This is a genomic window from Streptomyces coacervatus (genome assembly GCF_029223485.1).
In the GTDB taxonomy this organism is placed as follows: domain Bacteria; phylum Actinomycetota; class Actinomycetes; order Streptomycetales; family Streptomycetaceae; genus Streptomyces; species Streptomyces coacervatus.
In genome coordinates, this window is the sequence record NZ_JARHTP010000012.1 from 248,500 (window position 1) to 270,842 (window position 22,343).

The 22,343-nt window shown below is 73.2% G+C and carries 1 protein-coding gene; it reads right to left on the reverse strand.

Translation table 11 applies throughout. From position 1 onward, the window contains the following. Nucleotides 1–28 precede the first annotated feature (28 nt). Nucleotides 29–22,315 (reverse strand): SDR family NAD(P)-dependent oxidoreductase, encoded by a 22,287-nt coding sequence (locus tag P2Q00_RS29045; RefSeq protein ID WP_439145905.1) that lies wholly within the window; start codon nt 22,313–22,315, stop codon nt 29–31. Nucleotides 22,316–22,343: the final 28 nt, after the last annotated feature.

The window sequence follows — 22,343 nt, forward strand, 5'->3', positions numbered from 1 at the left end:
GGCAGCCAGAAAGGCCGAGCCGTTCACGTCAGGAGATCCCGAACTCTTTACCGATGAAGTCGAACAGGTCGTCGTCCGTCGCCGATTCGAGTTCCTCGGCGACCTCGGCCGCAGCCGCGTCGTCCTCCGGCCCCTTCCGGCCGTCACCCCACTTGGCCAGCAGGTCCTGGAGGCGTGCGGTGATCTGCGCATGCCCGTCGTCATCAGGGAGGACCACCGACAGAGATGCCTCCAGCTTGTCGAGCTCCGCAAGGAGCGGGGGCACCGCCGCCGGCCCGTCCGGGGCGGTCTCCTCCCGAAGGAAGGCCGCCAGGGCGGTGGGCGTGGGGTAGTCGAAGATCAGGGTCGCGGGGAGGCGGACCTCGGTGGCCGCGGTCAGCCGGTTGCGCAGCTCCACCGCGGTCAGCGAGTCGAAGCCGACCTCGTTGAAGGACCGCTCCGGGTCCACCGCCGCCGGTCCCGCATACCCGAGTACGGCCGCCACGTGCGTGCAGACCAGGTCGAGCAGCACCTTCTCCTGCTCGGCCGGGGGGAGGGTGGCCAGGCGTTGGGCCAGGGCCCCGGCGGCCGCGGCATCGGCCGCCGCAGCACGCCGTACCGGCACCCGGACCAGGGACCGCAGCAGCGGCGGCAGCATGCCACTGCCCGCTGCCTGAGCCCGCAGACCCGCCAGATCCAGCCGCATCGGCACCAGCAACGCCCCATTGGAACGCTCCGCCGCATCGAACAGCGTCAGCCCCTCCACCGACGACAGGGCCGCAACCCCGCCCCGCTGCAGACGCCCCGCATCGGCCGCCGCACCCATACCCGCCTCACCGGCCGGGCCCGCCTCCCACAGACCCCACGCCAGCGACACCGCCGCCAGCCCCTCGGCCCTGCGCTGCTCCGCCAACGCGTCCAGGAACGTGTTCGCCGCCGCATAACTGCCCTGACCCGCCGCACCGAACACACCGGCAGCCGACGAGAACAACACAAACGCCGACAGATCCGCACCCCGGGTCAGCTCGTGCAGATTCCACGCCGCATCCACCTTCGGACGCAGCACCGCCTCCACACGCTCACCACTCAGCGAACCGATCACACCGTCATCCAGCACACCCGCCGCATGCACCACACCGGTCAGCGGACGCTCCGCCGGCACCGACGCCAGCACCCGCTCCAGCCCATCACGGTCGGACACATCACACGCCGCCCAGACGACCTCGGCGCCCAACGCCTCCAGCTCCGCCGTCAGTTCGGCGGACCCGGGTGCCTCAGCACCCCGGCGCCCGACCAGCAGCAGATGACGCACACCCCGCTCGGCCACCAGATGCCGCGCGAACACCCCACCCAACTGACCACCGGCACCCGTCACCAACACCGTGCCCGTCGAAGACCACTCGGCAGCAGACGCCTCGGCCGGCGCCTCCGCCCGCACCAGCCGCGGCGCGCGCAGACCCTGCGCACCGACCGACAGCTCGGCCTCCTCCACACACAGCCACGCCGGATCGAACCCGGACACCGACTCATCCACATCCACCAGCACCAACCGGCCCGGATGCTCCGACTGCGCCGACCGCACCAGACCACGCACCGCCGCACCCGCAAGACCACGCGTCACAACCACCAGACGCGACCCCGCAAACCGCTCACCGGCCAGCCAGCCCTGCACCAGACCCAGCGCCCGCCGCACCGCCGCACGCACCACCCCGGCAGACACCACCCCACCCGACGGCGTCAACCCATCCACCACCACCGTCCCCGGCACCACATCAAGCACATCCAGGTCCTGGTGGTCGATCAGGGTCCAACCGCCGTCCGGCTCGGCACCCGAGGGCACCGTGACGGGCGTCCACTCGACGCGGAAGAGGGACTCTGCCGCGCCACCTCCGGAGGCACGCAGTTGTTCCGGGGACACCGCGCGGAGGGCGAGGGAGTCGACCGAGGCCACCGGTGTCCCGGTGGTGTCGGCGAGTTGCAGGGACACGGCGTCCTGGCCGGCACGGCCGAGCCGCACCCGCACAGTCGTGGCGCCGACGGCGTGCAGCGTCACCCCCGACCACGAGAACGGCAACCGCCCCTGACCGGTGTCCGCCACCAGACCACCCAGCCCGATCGCATGCAACACCGCATCCAGCACAGCAGGATGCACACCAAAACCATCGGACGCACCCCCACCGCCCTCCGGCAAACTCACCTCCGCAAACAGCTCATCACCACGCCGCCACACCGCCCGCAGCCCCCGGAACACCGGACCGTAGACAAACCCCGAAGCCGCCAGCGACTCATACAGACCCGCCACCTCAACCGACTCCGCACCCCGAGGCGGCCACACCCCCAGATCAACCGCAGACACACCAACCGCACTCTCAGCGAGCGCACCCGTGGCATGCCGCACCCACACCTCCTCCGCCGCGGTGTTCTCCGCTCGTGAATGGAGCGTCAGCGGGCGGCGGCCGTCGCCGTCGTCGGCACCGACGGAGAGACGCAGTTGCACTCCGCCCTGTTCGGGCAGGACGAGCGGCGCCTCCAGGGTCAGCTCCTCCACGTGCCCGCAGCCGACCTGCTCGCCGGCGTGCAGCGCCATTTCGACGAACGCCGTGCCGGGCAGCAGCACCGCACCCATGACCGCGTGATCGGCCAGCCACGGCTGCGTCTCCACCGACAACCGGCCGGTGAACAGGAAGCCGTCCGTGTCGGGCAGTTCCACAGCGGCACCCAGCAGCGGGTGATCGGCGGTCTTGAGGCCCAGCCCGGCCGCGTCGGCGGGACCGCCCGTCGGGGCGGCCGAGTCCAGCCAGTACCACTGCCGCTGGAACGGATAGGTGGGCAGTTCCACACGGCGGGCGTCAGTGGCGGCGAAGAAGGCCCGCCAGTCCAGTGGCACACCGCGTACGAACGCCGTGGCCAGCGCGGACACCGGCGTCTCCGTCTCGGGACGTCCCTTGCGCAGCACGGGTGCGAACGCGCGGTCCTCGCCCGTGACGGACTCCTGGGCCATCGCCGACAGCACCCCGTCGGGCCCGAGTTCGAGGAACGTGGTGACGCCCTCGGCCTCCAGGACCCGTACGCCGTCGTGGAAGCGGACCGCCTCACGCACGTGCCGTACCCAGAACTCCGGCTCGGTGATGTCCTCGGCGGTCTCCACGGCGCCGGTCAGGTTCGACACGACCGCGATGCGCGCAGGGGCGTAGGACAGTCCCTCGGCGACCTTCCTGAAGTCGGCCAGCATGCCGTCCATATGCGGGGAGTGGAACGCGTGACTCACCGTCAGGCGCTTGGTCTTGCGGCCCTGCTCCTCGAAGCGGGCCGCAATCTCCAGTACGACGTCCTCGTCACCCGAGACCACCACCGAGGTGGGACCGTTGACGGCCGCGATGCTCACCGCGTCCGTCAGGTACGGGGTGACCTCGTCCTCGGTCGCCTGGACTGCCACCATCGCGCCACCGGACGGCAGTTCCTGCATCAGCCGGGCGCGCGCGGCGACCAGCGTGCACGCATCCTCCAGGGACAGCACACCCGCACAATGGGCGGCCGCGATCTCACCGATGGAATGGCCGGAGACGAAGTCCGGCTTGACGCCCCACGATTCGAGGAGCCGGAACAGCGCCACCTCGACCGCGAACAACGCAGGCTGCGTGTACGCCGTCTCGTCCAGCAGTCCGGCCGCCTCGTCCTCGAACAGCGCCTCACGCAGCGGCAGTTCGAACCGTGCAAGAACCTCGTCCAGCGCCTGGGCGAACACGGGATAGGCGTCGTACAGCTCACGGCCCATGCCCGCACGCTGGCTGCCCTGGCCGGTGAAGAGGAAGGCCAGCTTGCCCGTGGTGGCCGTGGCGCGCACCAGGCCCGCGGCCGTGCCGTTCTCGGCGAGAGCCGTCAGGCCCGCGAGGAGGGTGGCCCGGTCGGCGCCGAGGACCGCCGCGCGGTGGTCGAAGGACCCCCGTCCGGTGGCCAGCGAGTAGCCGACGTCGACGGGCGAGAGGTCCGGGTCGGCCGCCATACGGTCCCTCAGGCGCTGAGCCTGGGCGGGCAGCGCCTCGGCGGTCTTGGCGGTGAGCACCAGGGGTGTGGTCCGCGGTGCGGGCTCCGTCCGGACCGCAGGTGCCGGCTCGTCGGAGGGCGCCTGTTCGAGGATGGTGTGGGCGTTGGTGCCGCTGATGCCGAAGGAGGAGACCGCCGCCCGGCGGGGGCGGTCCGTCTCGGGCCACTGACGGGCCTCGGTCAGCAGTTCCACCGCACCCGCGGACCAGTCCACGTGCGAGGTCGGCTCGTCCACGTGCAGGGTCTGCGGCAGCACACCGTGCCGCATCGCCATCACCATCTTGATGATCCCGGCCACGCCCGCGGCGGCCTGCGTGTGACCGATGTTCGACTTGATGGAGCCGAGCCACAGCGGCGTGTCCTCGGCCCGGCCCTTGCCGTAGGCGGCCAGCAGCGCCTGAGCCTCGATCGGGTCACCCAGCGTCGTACCCGTACCGTGCGCCTCCACCACGTCGATCTGGTCGGCGGCCAGGCCCGCGCCCGCCAGGGCCTGGCGGATGACGCGCTGCTGCGAGGGGCCGTTCGGCGCGGTCAGGCCGTTGCTCGCGCCGTCCTGATTGATGGCGCTGCCGCGTACGACGGCGAGGACCGGGTGGCCGTTCCTGCGGGCGTCGGAGAGCCGCTCCACGAGCAGCATGCCTGCGCCTTCCGACCAGCTGGTTCCGTCGGCGGCCGCCGCGAACGACTTGATGCGTCCGTCGGCCGCGAGCCCGCGCTGGCGGCTGAACTCGGTGAAGGTACCGGGAGTGGACATGACCGTCACACCGCCCGCGAGCGCCATGGAGCACTCGCCGCTGCGCAGCGCCTGGATCGCCCAGTGCAGCGCGACGAGCGACGACGAGCAGGCCGTGTCGACGGTGACCGCCGGGCCCTCCAGGCCGAAGGCGTAGGCGACACGGCCGGAGGCGATGCTGCCGGAGTTGCCGGTGCCGAGGTAGCCCTCGACGCCGTCGGGCACGGAGGTGATCCGGGTGGCGTAGTCGTGGTACATGATGCCCGCGAAGACGCCCGTCCGGCTGCCGCGCATCGTGGCCGGATCGATCCCGGCGCGTTCGAACGCCTCCCAGGTGGTCTCCAGGAGCAGCCGCTGCTGCGGGTCCATCGCCACTGCCTCACGCGGGCTGATGCCGAAGAACGCCGGGTCGAACTCGCCCGCGTCGTGCAGGAATCCGCCTTCGCGGGTGTAGCTGGTGCCCTTGCCGTCCGGGTCCGGGTCGTACAGCGCCGCCAGGTCCCAGCCGCGTCCCTGCGGGAACTCGCTGATGGCGTCGACGCCGCCCAGGACCAGGTTCCACAGGTCCTCCGGGGTCTGCACGCCGCCGGGGTATCGGCAGCTCATGCCGACGATGGCTATCGGGTCGTCGTCGGTGAACGGGCCGGTGATGCCGGTCTCGGCCTGCTCGGCGCCGGTTGCGCCGCCCAGGAGCTCGGAGCGCAGGTACTCGGCCAGGGCGAGCGGAGTCGGGTGGTCGAAGACAAGGGTGGCGGGCAGCCGCTGCCCGATGGCCGTGCCGAGCCGGTTGCGCAGCTCGACGGAGGTCAGCGAGTCGAAGCCGAGTTCCTTGAAGGCCCGGCCGGCCTCGATCGTGTCCGGTGAGGGGTGTCCGAGGACCGCCGCCACCTGGCCGCGCACCAGTTCCAGCAGGGCCGCCTGCTGCTCCTCTGCGGGGCGTCCGGTGAGCCGCTGCGCCAGTTCGCCCGCGGCGGCTGTGTCCGCGGCCGCGGCCGTACGGCGGACCGGTACCCGCACCAGGCCGCGCAGCAGCGTCGGCAGCATCCCGGTGCTCGCCTGCGCCCGCAGCGCCGCCGGGTCCAGCGGGACGGGCACCAGCAGGGCGTCGGCGGACGGTTCGGCGGACCGGCCGACCGCGCGGTCGAAGAGGGCGAGGCCCGTGTCGACGGTGAGCGCGGTGACGCCGCCCCGCTGGATGCGTTCGCGGTCGGTGCGGGCGAGTGCGCCGCCCATGCCGTCGGCGGTGTCCCACAGACCCCACGCCAGCGACACCGCCGCCAGCCCCTCGGCCCTGCGCTGCTCGGCAAGAGCGTCCAGGAAGGTGTTGGCCGCCGCATAGCTGCCCTGACCCGCCGCACCGAACACACCGGCAGCCGACGAGAACAACACGAACGCCGACAGATCCGCGTCCCGGGTCAGCTCGTGCAGATTCCACGCCGCATCCACCTTCGGACGCAGCACCGCCTCCACACGCTCACCACTCAGCGAACCGATCACACCGTCATCCAGCACACCCGCCGCATGCACCACACCGGTCAGCGGACGCTCCACCGGCACCGACGCCAGCACCGCCTCCAGCGCACCACGGTCGGACACATCACACGCCGCCCAGACGACCTCCGCGCCCAACGCCTCCAACTCCGCCGCCAGTTCGGCAGACCCAGGTGCCTCGGCACCCCGGCGCCCGACCAGCAGCAGATGACGCACCCCACGCTCAGCCACCAGATGCCGCGCAAACACGCCACCCAACTGACCACCGGCACCCGTCACCAACACCGTGCCCGTCGAAGACCACTCGGCAGCAGACGCCTCGGCCGGCACCTCGGTCCGGGCCAGTCGCGGCACCCGTACCGCACCGTCGCGGATCAGCAGTTGGGGTTCCCCAGTGGCCAGTGCGCCGGTCAGCGCGTGCCAGGAGGTCTCGGTGCCGTCGAGGTCGGCGAGGACGAGTCGGCCGGGGTTCTCGGACTGGGCGGAGCGCACCAGACCCCACAGCGGGGTGTGTGCCAGGTCCCGCAGGCCCGTGTCCGCCACGGGGCCGATCGCTCCGTGGGTGACGAGGACCAGACGCGCGTCGGCGAAGCGGTCGTCGGCGAGCCAGGTCTGGAGGGTGTGCAGCGCGCGGACGGTGGCAGCCCGTGCCGTCGCGGGGAGGTCCCCGGTCAGGCCCGCGGGCAGGTCGAGCAGGACGGTGCGGGGTGTGGGTGCACCCGCTTCCACGGCCCTGATCAGCGCGGACAGATCGGTGTGGCGCTCTGCCCGTTCCGGACCGGCCGGACCGTCGCCGAGTACGGCCCACGGGCCGTCGTCCGGCGTGCCGGCGGCGGCCGGTGTCAGCGGTGCCCAGTCGACGCGGAACAGCACGTCGTGGTGGGGGTCGCGAGCGGTGCCGAGCTGCTCCGGAGAGACCGTGCGCAGGGCGAGGCCCTCCACGACGGCGGCCGGGGCGCCGACCGTGTCGGCGATCTCCAGCATCACCTCGCCGCTGCTCGTGGGCCGCAGCCGTACCCGGAGCGCGTCCGCGCCCGCGGCCGTGGCGGTGACGCCGCGGAAGGAGAACGGCAGCCGTCCGGGCTCGCCGCTGCCGGCGGCGTTCAGCCCGAGGGCGTGCAGCGCGGCGTCGAGCAGGGCGGGGTGGAGGACGAACCGGGCGCCATCGGTGGCGGCATCCTCGGGGAGGCGCACCTCTGCGAAGACGTCCTCACCGCGGCGCCATGCGGCGGTCAGCCCGCGGAAGACGGGGCCGTAGCCGAATCCGGCTGCGGCCAGGCCGTCGTACAGGCCCGTCACCTCGACCGGCCGGGCGCCCTCGGGGGGCCAGACGGAGAGGTCGAACGACGGGGCGGGGCCGCCCTGGGCCAGTACGCCGGTGGCGTGGCGGGACCAGGATTCGCCCGTCGCGTCCTCGGGGCGTGAGTGGAGGGTGAGCGTGCGGTGACCCGAGCCGTCGGGTTCGGCGAGTGTCAGGCGCAGCTGCACTCCGCCGTGTTCCGGTACGACCAGCGGTGCTTCCAGGGTGAGTTCCTCGACGCGGTCGTATCCGACCTGGTCGCCGGCGCGCAGTGCCAGTTCGACGAAGGCGGTGCCGGGCAGCAGGACCGTGCCCTGGACGGCGTGGTCGGCGAGCCAGGGGTGGGTGCGCAGCGACAGCCGGCCGGTGAGCACCACTGCCCCCGATTCGGGCAGTTCCACCGCGGCGCCCAGCAGCGGGTGGTCGGCGGGGCCCAGGCCTGCGGCCGAGACGTCGCCCCGGGCGGAACCGGCGTCCAGCCAGAACAGCTGCCGCTGGAAGGGGTAGGTAGGCAGGTCGGTGCGGTGCGCGCCGCTGCCGTCGAAGAGCGCCGCCCAGTCGGTGTCCGCCCCGCGGGTGAACGCCTGGGCCACGGCCGTGGTCAGCGTCGACGCCTCGGCGCGTCCCTCCCGCAGTGCGGGAACGAACACGGCGTCGTCGTGGGTGAGGCAGTCCTGGGCCAGTGCGCACAGCACACCGTCCGGGCCGAGTTCGAGGTAGGTGGTGACGCCCTGCGCGTCCAGGGTGCGGACGCTGTCGTGGAAGCGGACCGTCTCGCGAGCGTGCCGTACCCAGAAGTCGGGGCCGGCGATTTCCTCGGCGGAGGCGAGGGCGCCGGTGAGGCCGGGGACGAGCGGGATCTGCGGCGCGCGGTACGTCAGCCCCTCGGCAACCTCGCGGAAGGCCTCCAGCATCGGGTCCATGTGCGGGGAGTGGAAGGCGTGGCTGACGGTGAGGCGCTTGGTGCGGCGGCCCTGCCGGGCGAAGTCCGCGGCGATGTCCGTGACGGCGTCCTCGTCACCGGCGATGACGACGGAGGTGGGGCCGTTGACGGCCGCGATGTTCACGGTGTCGGTCAGGTACGGGGTGATCTCGTCCTCGGTGGCCTGGACGGCCACCATCGCACCGCCGGACGGCAGTTCCTGCATCAGCCGGCCGCGCGCGGCGACCAGCGTGCACGCGTCCGTCAGCGACAGCACGCCTGCGCAGTGCGCCGCCGCCAGGTCGCCGATGGAGTGCCCGGCCAGCATGTCGGGCTCCAGGCCCCACGACCGGACCAGCCGGAACAGTGCCACCTCGACCGCGAACAGCGCGGGCTGGGTGTACGCCGTCTCGTCCAGCAGAGCCTGGTCGCCGGCGAACAGGGCGTCCTTCAGCGGCAGTTCGAAGTGGGCGCAGATCTCGTCCAGTGCCTGCCGGAAGACCGGGTGGGCCGCGTAGAGCTCCCGGCCCATGCCGAGTCGCTGGCTGCCCTGGCCGGTGAACAGGAAGGCCATCTTGCCGTCGCCGGCGGCGCCGTGCACCACATGGGTGGTGGTGCCGTCCTCAGCCAGAGCGGTCAGGCCGCGCAGGGCCTCGTCCCGGTCCGCCGCGACGACCACCGCGCGGTGCTCGAAGAGGGCGCGGCCGGTGGCCAGGGAGTAGCCGACGTCGGCGGGTGAGAGGTCCGGGCCGGCCGCCATGCGGTCCCTGAGCAGTTCGGCCTGGGCGCGCAGTGCGGCAGGGGACTTCGCGGACAGTGGCAGGGGCACCGCCGGCAGCGGTTCGGCGTCGTGCGCCGTGCTGTCGTCCGCGGGCTGCGGGGGCTGCTCGACGATGACGTGGGCGTTGGTGCCGCTCATGCCGAACGAGGAGACACCGGCGCGGCGCACCCGCCCGGTCTCCGGCCACGGCCTGGCCTCGGTGAGCAGTTCCACGGCGCCCGCCGACCAGTCGACGTGCGGGGTGGGGGCGTCCACGTGCAGCGTCTGCGGGAGGACACCGTGCCGCATCCCCATCACCATCTTGATGATCCCGGCCACACCCGCGGCGGCCTGCGTGTGGCCGAAGTTGGACTTCACGGAGCCCAGCCACAGCGGCCGGTCCGCGGGGCGCTCCCTGCCGTAGGTGGCCAGCAGCGCCTGGGCCTCGATCGGGTCGCCCAGTGTCGTACCGGTGCCATGGGCCTCGACCGCGTCGACGTCTGCGGCGGACAGCCCGGCGTTGGCCAGGGCCTGCCGGATGACGCGCTGCTGGGACGGGCCGTTGGGGGCGGTCAGACCGTTGCTGGCGCCGTCCTGGTTCACGGCCGTGCCGCGGACGACCGCCAGCACCCGGTGGCCGTTGCGCTCGGCGTCCGAGAGCCGTTCGACGAGGAGCATGCCGACGCCCTCGCCCCAGGCGGTGCCGTCGGCCGCGGCGGCGAAGGGCTTGCAGCGGCCGTCGGCGGCCAGGCCGCGCTGGCGGCTGAACTCGGTGAACACGTCCGGCGTGGTGATGATGGTGACACCGCCCGCCAGGGCCAGGGTGCATTCGCCGTTGCGCAGCGCCTGAACGGCCAGGTGCAGGGCGACCAGCGACGAGGAGCACGCCGTGTCGACGGTGACCGCCGGTCCCTCGAAGCCGAGGGTGTAGGAGACACGGCCGGAGGCGATGCTGCTGGAGCCGCCCGTGCCCAGGTAGCCCTCGACGCCCTCGGGCACCGTGTTCAGCCGGGACACGTAGTCGTTGTGCATCTGGCCGACGAACACGCCGACCTGGCCGCCGCGCAGCGCGGTCGGGTCGATGCCCGCCCGCTCGAACGCCTCCCAGGAGGTTTCGAGCAGCAGCCGCTGCTGCGGGTCCATTGCCAGCGCCTCACGCGGATTGATCCCGAAGAAGGCGGGGTCGAAGTGGTGGGCGTCGTAGAAGAAGCCGCCTTCGCGGGCGTACGACGTCCCGGCACTGTCCGGGTCGGGGTCGTAGAGGCCCTCCAGGTCCCAGCCGCGGTCCACGGGCAGGTGGGAGATGCCGTCCCGGCCCTCGGCGAGCAGGGTCCACAGGTCTTCGGGGCTGCGTACGTCGCCGGGGAACCGGCAGCTCATCGCGACGATGGCGATCGGGTCGTCCTGCGCGACGGCGGTGGCGGCCCGGGTGGGCAGGGCGCTCACGGCCTCGGCACCGAGGAGTTCACCGCGCAGCCAGGCAGCCAGCGCGGTGGGCGTCGGGTAGTCGAAGACCAGCGTGGCCGGCAGCCGCAGCCCGGCGGCCGCGCCGAGGCGGTTGCGGAATTCCACGCCGGTCAGCGAGTCGAACCCGAGGTCCTTGAACGCCCGGGTGGGCTCGACCGCTTCGGGTGAGGCATGGCCGAGCACGGCGGCCACCTGGCTGCGCACCAGGTCGAGCAGAGTCTGCTCCCGCTCCGCCTCGGGCAGCCGCAGCAGCCGGTCCTTGAGCGAGGAACCGGCCGTGGTACCGCCGGCCTCGACCGCCCGGCGTGCCGGACCGCGCACGAGGCCCCGCAGCAGCGCGGGCACGCTGCTCGCGTCGGCGTGCCGCAGCGGCGCGAGATCGAGCCGCATGGGGACCAGCAGGGCGTCACCGGCCCGGTGGGCGGCGTCGAGAAGCGCGAGGCCCTCGTCGTTCGCCAGGCCGAGCACGCCGGAGCGGGTCATACGGGACTTGTCGGTCTCGTCCAGCTCGCCGGTCATGCCGCTCGACTCGGCCCACAGGCCCCAGGCGAGAGAGGTGGCGGGCAGTCCCCGGGCCTGGCGGTGCTGGGCGAGCGCGTCCAGGAAGACGTTGGCGGCCGCGTAGTTGGCCTGCCCGGCCCCGCCGAAGGTGCCGGCGGCCGAGGAGAACAGCACGAAGTCCGCAGGTTCCAGCTCACGGGTGAGCTCGTGCAGGTTGACCGCCGCGTCGACCTTGGGCCGCAGAACGCGGTCGAGCCGCTCGGGGGTCAGCGATCCGACGACGCCGTCGTCGAGCACACCCGCGGTGTGCACCACGGCGGTGAGCGGGTGCGCGGCCGGGATGCCGGCCAGCAGCGCGGCCAGCGCGTCGCGGTCGGCCGCGTCGCAGGCGGCGACGGTGACCTCCGCGCCCAGTTCCGACAGTTCGGCGGCGAGTTCCGCGGCGCCCGGCGCATCCATGCCGCGCCGGCTGGTCAGCAGCAGGTGACGGGCACCGCGTGCGGTGACCGCGTGCCGGGCGACGAGACCGCCCAGGGTCCCGGTGCCTCCGGTGATCAGCACGGTGCCGTCCGGGTCCCACTCGGCGGGAACGGTCAGGACGACCTTGCCGACGTGCCGCGCCTGACTCAGGTGGCGGAAGGCGTCGGGGGCCCGGCGCAGGTCCCAGGCGGTGATCGGCGGCGGGGTGAGCGCGCCGGCGGCGAACAGCTCCAGCAGCTCGGTGAGCATCTCCTGAATGCGGTCGAGGCCCGCCTCGACGAGGTCGAAGGCCTGGTAGGACACCCCGGGATGGGCGGCGGCCACCTCCTCGGGCGTCCGTACGTCGGTCTTGCCCATCTCGACGAAGCGGCCGCCGCGCGGCAGCAGCCGCAGTGACGCGTCGACGAACTCCCGGGCCAGCGAGTCCAGGACGACGTCGACGCCGCGGCCGTCGGTGGCCTCGCGGAACGTCTCCTCGAAGTCCAGGGTGCGGGACGAGGCGATCCGGTCCTCGGTCAGTCCGAGGCCGCGCAGCGTCTCCCACTTGCCCTCGCTCGCCGTCGCGTACACCTCGACACCCCAGTGCCGGGCCAGCTGTACGGCGGCCATGCCGACACCGCCCGCGGCGGCGTGCACCAGCAGCGACTCCCCCGGCTGAAGGCCGGCGAGGTCACGCAGGGCGTAGTAGGCCGTCATGAAGACGATCGGCACGGCCGCCGCCTCCGCGAACGTCCAGCCCTCGGGCATGGGCGCGATCATCCGCCGGTCGGCCACCACGAGAGGACCGAAGCCACCGGGCAGCATGCCCATGACCCGGTCGCCGGGGGCGAGATCGGTGACTCCGGGGCCGGTCTCCACGACGACACCGGAGCCCTCGCTGCCCATCAGGCCTGCGTCGCCCGGGTACATGCCGAGGGCGTTGAGCACATCGCGGAAGTTCAGGCCGGCCGCCCGGACCGCGACCCGGACCTCGCCCGGCCGCAGCGGCTCGGACGCCTCCGGGCACGGGACGAACGTCAGGTTCTCCAGGGTGCCCTTGTCCCGGATGTCCATCCGCCAGGCGGACTCCCCGGCGGGGGGCACCAGGTTTCCGCCGGACGCCACCCGCCCCAGTCGTGGTGCATGGACGGTGCCGCGCCGTACCGCGAACTGCGGCTCGCCGGAGGCGAGGGCGCCGGGCAGCGCCTCGTACGATCCCGCCTCGGTGTCGAGGTCCGCCAGGACGAAGCGGTCGGGATTCTCCGACTGCGCCGAGCGGACCAGACCCCACACCGGGGCGTGCGCCATGTCCCGCACGCCGGCGTCGGACTGCGTCGCGACGGCCCCGTGGGTCACGAACACCAGGCGGGACGAGGCGAACCGCTCGTCGTCGAGCCATGCCTGGACCAGACTCAGCGCCTCATGGGTGGTCCGGCGCGCGGCACGGGCCGTGTCGTCGTCGGCGGACCCGCCCATGGGCACCAGGACGTACTCGGGAACGGCGGTGCCCGCGTCGGCCGCCGCCCGCAGTGCGGTCAGGTCCGGGTAAGCGGCGTACGGCAGTGGCAGCGCGGAGTCGCCCAGCACGGCACAGTGCTCCGTGGCTTCGGGCGCCGTCTCAGGCACCGGCACCGTGGCCCAGTCCAGGCGGAAGAGCGACTCGTGGTGCCCGGAGCGGGCACCCGCGAGCTGGTCGGCGGAGACGGGGCGCAGGGTCAGGCCGGCGACGGAGGCCACCGGCTCGCCGTTCAGGTCCGCCAGTTCCAGGGTCACCGCGTCGGCGCCCGCCGGAGCCAGCCGGACCCGCAGCGCGCCCGCGCCGACCGCATGGAGGGACACATCCCGCCAGGAGAACGGGAGGCGGCCCTGTCCGTCGCCGCCGTCCTGCACGAACGTGGCGTGCAGCGCGGCGTCGAGCAGTGCCGGGTGCAGACCGAACAGTCCGGCGTCGGACTGCCGGTCCTCCGGCAGCCGGACCTCGGCGAAGACCTCGTCCCCGCGCCGCCAGGCCGCCCGCAGCCCCTGGAAGACCGGCCCGTAGCCGAATCCGCCCGCGGCGAGGTGCTCGTACAGGCCGGTGACGTCGACGGCTTCGGCGTCCGCCGGAGGCCATGCGGACAGATCGACGGAGGACCGCCGGACGCCGGAGACGGCCAGCAGGCCGGTGGCATGCCGGGTCCACGGTTGGTCCGCGGGCGCATCCTGCGGCCGCGCGTACAGGTCCACCGACCGCCGTCCGTCGTCGTCCGGCGCGCCGACCACCAACTGCAGCTGTACGCCACCCCGCTCGGGCAGCACCAGCGGCGCCTCCAGCGTCAGCTCGTCCAGCCGGTCACAACCGACCTGGTCACCGGCCCGGATCGCCAGCTCCACAAACGCCGTACCCGGCAGCAGCACCGCACCCATCACCGTGTGATCCGCCAGCCACGGCTGCGTCTCCAACGACAACCGCCCCGTGAACAACAACCCGTCGGAGTCGGCCAGCGCCACCGCCGCACCCAGCAACGGATGCCCGGCCGCCTCCAGCCCCGCCGACACCACATCACCCACCCAACCCACGGGCGCCTCGAGCCAGAAACGCTGGCGCTGGAAGGCGTAGGTGGGCAGGTCGACGCGTTCGGCTCCGGTGCCGGAGAAGTACGCCGTCCAGTCGACGGCGACCCCACGCACCTGGGCCACGCCCAGGGCGGCGGTGAGCGACTCGGCCTCCGCCCGTCCCTGGCGCAGCACGGGAACGAAGGCGTGGTCCTCGCCGGTGAGGCAGTCCTGCGCCATCGCCGAGAGGACACCGTCGGGGCCCAGCTCGATGAACGTGGTCACGTTCTGGGCTTCGAGGGTGCCGATGCCGTCGCGGAAGCGCACCGCTTCTCGGGCATGACGGACCCAGAAGCCGGGGTCGGTGAGCTCCTCGGCGGTCGCGAGAGCGCCGGTGAGGTTGGAGACCACCGGGATACGGGGAGCCTCGTAGGTCAGGCCTTCGGCGACCTCGCGGAAGGCCTCCAGCATCGGGTTCATGTGCGGGGAGTGGAAGGCATGACTGACCGTCAGACGCTTCGACTTGCGGCCCTGCTCCTCGAAGCCCGCGGCGATCCGCAGTACGGCGTCCTCGTCGCCCGCAATGACCACGGAGGTGGGGCCGTTGACCGCGGCGATGCTCACCACGTCGGTCAGATACGGGGCGACCTCGTCCTCGGCCGCCTGCACCGCCACCATCGCCCCACCGGCGGGCAGCTCCTGCATCAGCCGGCCACGCGCCGCGACCAGAGTGCAGGCGTCCGCAAGTGAGAGCACACCCGCACAATGCGCAGCCGCGATCTCACCGATCGAGTGGCCGGAGACGAAGTCCGGCTTGACGCCCCACGATTCGAGGAGTCGGAACAGCGCCACCTCGACCGCGAACAACGCGGGCTGCGTATACGCCGTCTGATCCAGGATCCCCGGCTCGTCACCGAACACCGCCTCGCGCAGCGGCAGTTCGAACCGCGTAAGGGCCTCGTCCAGCGCCTGGGCGAACACGGGATACGCGTCGTAGAGTTCCCGGCCCATCCCCAGCCGCTGACTGCCCTGACCGGTGAACAGGAACGCCGTCTTGCCCGCCGCCACCGCCCCGGTCACCAGACCGGCCGCCGCACCGCGCCCCTCGGCCAGCGCCTCAAGCCCCGCCAGCAGACCGTCACGGCCACCCGCCACGACCACCGCACGCCGCTCCAGAGCAGCACGCGTCGTCGCCAACGAATACGCCACATCGACCGGTTCGCAACCGGCGTCCCCGGCGACACGGTCAAGCAGGCGCCGGGCCTGAGCCCGCAGGGCGTCCTCGGTCCGGCCCGACAGCACCCACGGCACCACGGGCAGTGCCGTCGCAGTCACCGGTGTGTCATCGACCGTGGGCGCCTGCTCGATGATCGCGTGGGCGTTGGTGCCGCTGACGCCGAAGGAGGAGACCGCGGCCCGGCGGGCCCGGTCGTTCTCCGGCCATTCCCGGCTCTCGGTCAGCAGCTCCACGGCGCCCGCCGACCACTCCACGTGTGTCGAAGGGGTGGCCACGTGCAGGGTCCGCGGCAGGACGCCGTGCCGCATCGCCATGACCATCTTGATGATGCCGGCGACACCCGCGGCGGCCTGGGTGTGGCCCAGGTTGGACTTGATGGAGCCGAGCCAGAGCGGCCGGTCCTCGGCGTGTTCCTGGCCGTAGGTGGCCAGCAGCGCCTGAGCCTCGATCGGGTCGCCCAGGGTCGTACCGGTGCCGTGCGCCTCCACCGCGTCGACCTCCGCCCCCGACAGCCGGGCGTTGGCCAGCGCCTGCCGGATGACGCGCTGCTGGGAGGGGCCGTTGGGCGCGGTCAGGCCGTTGCTCGCGCCGTCCTGGTTGACCGCCGTACCGCGCACGATCGCGAGCACGGGGTGGCCGTTGCGGCGGGCGTCGGACAGCCGCTCGACGAGGAGCATGCCGGCGCCCTCGGACCAGCCGGTGCCGTCGGCGTCGTCGGAGAAGGACTTGCAGCGGCCGTCGGACGCGAGGCCGCGCTGGCGGCTGAAGTCGACGAACGTGTCGGGCGCGGCCATGACAGTGACGCCGCCGGCCAGGGCCAGCGTGCACTCGCCCGAGCGCAGCGCCTGCGCGGCCAGGTGCAGGGCGACCAGCGACGAGGAGCAGGCCGTGTCGATGGTGACCGCGGGACCCTCCAGGCCGAGGGTGTAGGCGACCCGCCCGGAGGCGACGCTGCCCGCGGTGCCGGTGCCCAGATAGCCCTCCAGCCCCGCCGGAAGGGCGGGCAGGCGGGTGAGGTAGTCGTGGTACATCACGCCGGCGAAGACGCCGGTACGGCTGCCGCGCACCGAGGCCGGGTCGATCCCGGCCCGCTCGAAGGCCTCCCAGGAGGTTTCGAGGAGCAGCCGCTGCTGCGGGTCCATGGCGAGGGCTTCCCGCGGGTTGATGCCGAAGAAGTCCGGGTCGAAGTCGGCGGCATTGTGCAGGAAGCCGCCCTCAAGGGTGGAGCTGGTCCCCGCGCGTTCCGGGTCGTCGCTGTAGAGCGCGTCGAGGTCCCAGCCACGGTCGGTGGGGAACGCGGAGACGGCGTCACCGCCGTCCAGGACCAGTCGCCACAGGTCCTCGGGTGTGCTGACGCCGCCGGGGTAACGGCAGCTCATGCCGACGATCACTATCGGGTCGTCGTCAGCCGCGGCGGTGGTCACCGCCGCACCGCGGGCCGCGCTGTCGGCGTCCGGGCCGAGGATCTCGGTGCGCAGGAAGGAGGCGAGGGCGGCGGGCGTCGGGTAGTCGAAGACCAGGGTGGCCGGCAGGCGGACGCCGGTGGCCGTGCCGAGCCGGTTGCGCAGCTCCACCGCCGTCAGCGAGTCGAAGCCGAGCTCCTTGAACGCCCGGCTCGCATCGACCGCTTCCGGCCCCGGGTATCCCAGAACGGCGGCGACCTGGGCGCACACCAGATCAGTCAGCAGGCGGTCGCGTTCTGCGGGGGCGAGGGCGAGCAGCCGCTCCGTGAGTCCGCCGACGGCGGTGGCGCCCGTGGCGCTCACGACGCGACGCGCCGGGGTGCGGACCAGGCCGCGCAGCATGGCGGGCACGGCCGCGGGGTCGGCGTCGCGCAGGGAGGCCAGGTCCAGATGCATCGGTACGAGCGCCGCTTCGCCCACCGCGAGGGCGGTGTCGAGCAGTGCCAGGCCCTGGTCGGAGGAGAGTGCGGCGACTCCGGCGCGGGTGATGCGCTGCAGGTCGGTGTCGTCGAGGCCGCTGGTCATGCCGCTGCGTTCGGCCCACAGGCCCCAGGCGAGGGCGGTCGCCGGGCGTCCGTCGGCGCGGCGGCGCTGGGCCAGGGCGTCGAGGAAGGCGTTGGCGGCCGCGTAGTTGCTCTGGCCCGGGCCGCCGAGGGTGCCCGCGGCGGCGGAGAACAGCACGAACGCCGACAGGTCCAGGTCGCGGGTGAGGTCGTGCAGGTTGAGCGCCGCGTCGACCTTGGCGGGCAGGACGCGGTCGACGCGGTCCGGGGTGAGGGAGTCGATGACGCCGTCGTCGAGGACGCCGGCGGTGTGCACGACGGCCGTCAGCGGGTGGTCGGCGGGGACGCCGGCCAGCAGCTCCGCCAGGGCGGTGCGGTCGGCCGCGTCGCAGGCGGCCAGCGTGACCTCGGCGCCCAGTTCCCGCAGTCCGGCCACGAGGTCCGCGGCGCCCTCGGCGTCGGGGCCACGGCGGCTGGTCAGCAGCAGGTGCCGTACGCCGTGTCCGGTGACGAGGTGTCGGGCGACCAGGGCGCCGAGGGTGCCGGTGGCGCCGGTCACCAGCGCGGTGCCGTCCGGGTCCAGGGCGGGGGCGGTGTGCGCGGGGTCGGCGGCGACCCGGGTGAGCCGCGGCACCGTCACGGCCCCGTCCCTCAGGGCCAGTTGGGGTTCTCCCATGGCCAGGGCGGAGGGCAGGGCCAGTCGGGACGCCTCCGTGTCGTCGAGGTCGACGAGTACGAAGCGGTCCGGGTGCTCGGACTGGGCCGAGCGCAGCAGGCCCCACAGCGGTGCGTGCGCGAGGTCGGGCACATCGCTGCCGGGCTGGGCGGCGATCGCGCCGCGGGTGACGAAGACCAGTCGGGAGTCGGTGAAGCGGTCGTCGGCGAGCCACGTCTGCACCAGGTCGAGGGCGCGGTGCAGCGCGGAGCGGACCGCGGCCGGCAGCGACTCGGGGGCGGCGGGGACCGGGTCGGTGGTGCCGGTCGAGAAGGGTGCCACGACGGCCTCGGGCAGCGGCGCCCCGGCGTCCAGGGCCTGGCCGAGCGCGGTCAGGTCCGGGTGAGCGACGGCGGTCGGCAGCGCCTCGGCGAGCCCGGCGAGGAGTCCGCTGCCGGTGTGCGCGTCGGCGGCGGAGCCGTCGGTGTGGAGCAGTGCCCACTGGCCGGCCGCGACGGTGGTCGCGGTGGGCAGCCGCGCGTCGCTCCACTCTGTGCGGAACAGCGCGTCGTGGAAGGTGCCGCGCGCGGCGTGGGAGCGGACCTGGTCGGGCGAGACGGGGCGCAGCAGCAGCGAGTCGATGGAGGCCACCGGAGTGCCGCTGTCGTCGGCGAGGGTGACGGCGACGCTGTCGCGACCGGCCGGCGACAGACGGACGCGCAGGGACGAGGCTCCCACCGCATGGAGGCGGATGCCGCCCCAGGAGAAGGGCAGTCGGCCGTGTTCGGTCTCCGTCAGCAGGCTGCCGATGCCGACCGCGTGCAGGGCGGCGTCCAGCAGGGCCGGGTGGATGCCGAACAGTTCGGCGTCCTGCCGGGCCTGCTCGGGGAGGCGGACCTCGGCGAAGACCTCGTCGCCGCTCTGCCAGGCGGCCACGAGGCCCTGGAAGACCGGCCCGTAGGCGAATCCGGAGTCGGTGAGGTGGTCGTAGAGTCCGTCGATCTGGACCTCGGTGGCGCCGCTCGGGGGCCACTGGGCGAGGTCGTCGGGGGCGGCCGCGGTGTCCTGGGTGAGCACACCGGTGGCGTGCCGGGTCCAGGTGGTCTCGGCCCAGGGGTCGTCGCCCTCCTCCGGCCGCGAGTGCAGGGTCAGCCGGCGGCGGCCGGTCTCGTCCGGCGCCCCGACCGCGAGCTGCAGCTGGACGCCGCCGTGTGGCGGCAGCACCAGGGGGGCTTCGAGGGTGAGTTCCTCCAGCAGGTCGCAGCTCACGTGATCGCCGGCGCGCAGCGCGAGCTCCACGAAGGCGGTTCCCGGGAGCAGCACGGTGTCCATGACGGCGTGGTCGGCCAGCCAGGGGTGGGTGCGCAGCGAGAGCCGGCCGGTGAACAGCAGTCCGTCGCCGTCGGCGAGGGCCACCGTGGCGCCGAGCAGCGGATGGTCGGCGGCGCCGAGTCCGGCGGAGGTGACGTCGCCCGCCCAGGAGGTCGGCGGTTCCGGCCAGTACAGCTCGCGCTGGAAGGCGTACGTGGGCAGTTCGACGCGGCGGGCGCCGCGGCCGGCGAAGACCGCGGCCCAGTCCACCCGCGTGCCCCGGACGTGTGCCTCGGCCACGGCGGTCGCCAGCGCCTGCGGCTCGGGGCGGTCCTTGCGCAGGGCGGGGGCGAAGGCGGCACCCTCGCGCGTCACGCAGTCCTGTGCCATGGCGGTCAGCACACCGCCCGGCCCGAGCTCCAGGTAGACGGTGACGTCCTGCTCCTCCAGGTACAGCACACCGTCGAGGAAGCGCACCGCCTCGCGCGCGTGCCGCACCCAGTACTCGGGCGCGCACATCTCGTCGGCGGACACCGAGGCACCGATGAGGTTGGAGACGACCGGGATGACCGGGGGACGGAAGGTGACGCGCTCCGCGACCTCGCGGAAGGCGTCCAGCATCGGGTCCGTGTGCGGGGAGTGGAACGCGTGACTCACCGTCAGACGCTTCGACTTGCGACCCTGCTCCTCGAAGCGGGCCGCAATCTCCAGTACGGCGCCCTCGTCGCCGGAGACGACTACGGACGCGGGGCCGTTGACGGCCGCGATGCTCACCGCGTCGGTCAGGTAGGGGGTGACCTCGTCCTCGGTCGCCTGCACCGCCACCATCGCGCCGCCGGACGGCAGTTCCTGCATCAGCCGGCCGCGCGCGGCGACCAGCGTGCACGCGTCCTCCAGGGACAGCACACCCGCACAATGGGCGGCCGCGATCTCACCGATGGAGTGACCGGCGACGAAGTCCGGCTTGACGCCCCACGATTCGAGCAGCCGGAACAGCGCCACCTCGACCGCGAACAACGCGGGCTGCGTATACGCCGTCTGATCCAGGACCCCCGGCTCATCGCCGAACATCGCCTCGCGCAGCGGCAGTTCGAACCGCGCGAAGATCTCGTCCAGGGCCTCGGCGAACGCCGGATACGTCTCGTACAGCTCCCGGCCCATGCCCGCACGCTGGCTGCCCTGACCCGAGAACAGGAACGCCACCTTGCCCTCGTCGGTGACGCCCTGGACGGCAGCTGGCGGCGCGTCACCGGCGGCCAGGGTGCTCAGGTCGCGCAGGAGGGCCTCGCGGTTCTCGCTGAAGAGGACCGTGCGATGGTCGAGGGCGGCGCGGGTGGTCGCGAGCGAGTGGCCGAGGTCCAGCAGGTCCAGTCCGGTGTCGTCCGCCGCGCGCCGGTGGAGCCGTTCGGCCTGGGCGGGCAGCGCCTCGGCGCTGCGGGCGGACAGCAGCAGCGGCAGGGGCTGCTGCCGCGGGGCGCCGGGCGCGGTCGGTGCACCGGCCGTGGCGGTGTCGTCGGCCTTGGCAGTGTCCTCGGCGGGTGCCTGCTCGATGACGGTGTGCGCGTTGGTGCCGCTGACGCCGAAGGAGGAGACGCCCGCGCGGCGCGGCTGGCCGGTCTGCGGCCACGGCTGTGCCTCGGTCAGCAGCGCGACCTGTCCGGCCGTCCAGTCGATGTTGGCGGACGGCTGGTCGACGTGCAGGGTCGGCGGGAGCACTCCGTGCTCGATCGCCTTCACCATCTTGATGATTCCGGCGACGCCGGCGGCGGCCTGGGTGTGGCCGATGTTGGACTTGATCGAGCCGAGCCACAGCGGCCGGCCCTCGGGCCGGTTCTGTCCGTAGGTGGCGATCAGGGCCTGGGCCTCGATCGGGTCGCCCAGGGTGGTGCCCGTGCCGTGTGCCTCGACCGCGTCGACCTGGGCGGGGGTCAGCCCGGCGCTGGTCAGCGCCTGGCGGATGACGCGCTGCTGGGACGGACCGTTGGGTGCGGTCAGTCCGTTGCTCGCGCCATCCTGGTTGATCGCCGATCCGCTGACCACCGCCAGCACGGGGTGGCCGTTCTTCCGGGCGTCCGAGAGCCGCTCCACCAGGAGTACGCCGACGCCCTCGCCCCAGCCGGTGCCGTCGGCGCCCTCGGCGAACGGCTTGCAGCGTCCGTCGGGGGCGAGGCCGCGCTGCCGGCTGAACTGGACGAACGAACGGGGGCTGGCCATGACGGTCACACCACCGGTCACGGCAAGCGTGCACTCGCCGTTGCGCAGCGCCTGGACGGCCAGATGCAGGGCGACCAGCGAGGCGGAGCAGGCGGTGTCGACGGTGACCGCCGGGCCTTCCAGGCCGAAGGTGTACGACAGCCGGCCGGAGACGACGCTGGCCGCGTTGCCGGTCATGAGGTAGCCCTCGACGCCCTTGGGCACCTGCTGCAGGATCTCCGGGTACGTCTGGCCGTTGGTGCCGATGAACACGCCGGCCCGGCTGCCGCGCAGGGTCCCCGGGTCGATTCCGGCCCGCTCGAACGCCTCCCAGGCGGTTTCAAGGAGCAGCCGCTGCTGCGGGTCCATGCCCAGGGTCTCGCGCGGGCTGATGCCGAAGAACGCCGCGTCGAAACGTCCGGCGTCGGTGAGGAAACCGCCCTCGCGGGTGTAGCTGGTGCCCTGCTGGTCGGGGTCCTCGTCGTAGAGCGACTCGATGTCCCAGCCGCGGTCGGTCGGGAATCCGGATATCGCGTCGCCGCCGGAGGCCACGAGCTGCCACAGGTCCTCCGGAGACTCGACGCCTCCGGGGAACCTGCAGCTCATCGCAACGATCGCAATCGGCTCGGGTTCCCGCGACTCGACCTCGCGAAGGCGTTGCCGTGTCTGGTGCAGATCGGCCGTTACCCGCTTGAGGTAGTCGAGGATCTTGTCCTGATCCGCATCCGCCATTGGAAAAACCTCACCCATGCTTCTCGTCACGAACGACGCGCTGCCAGTGCGCGCACGC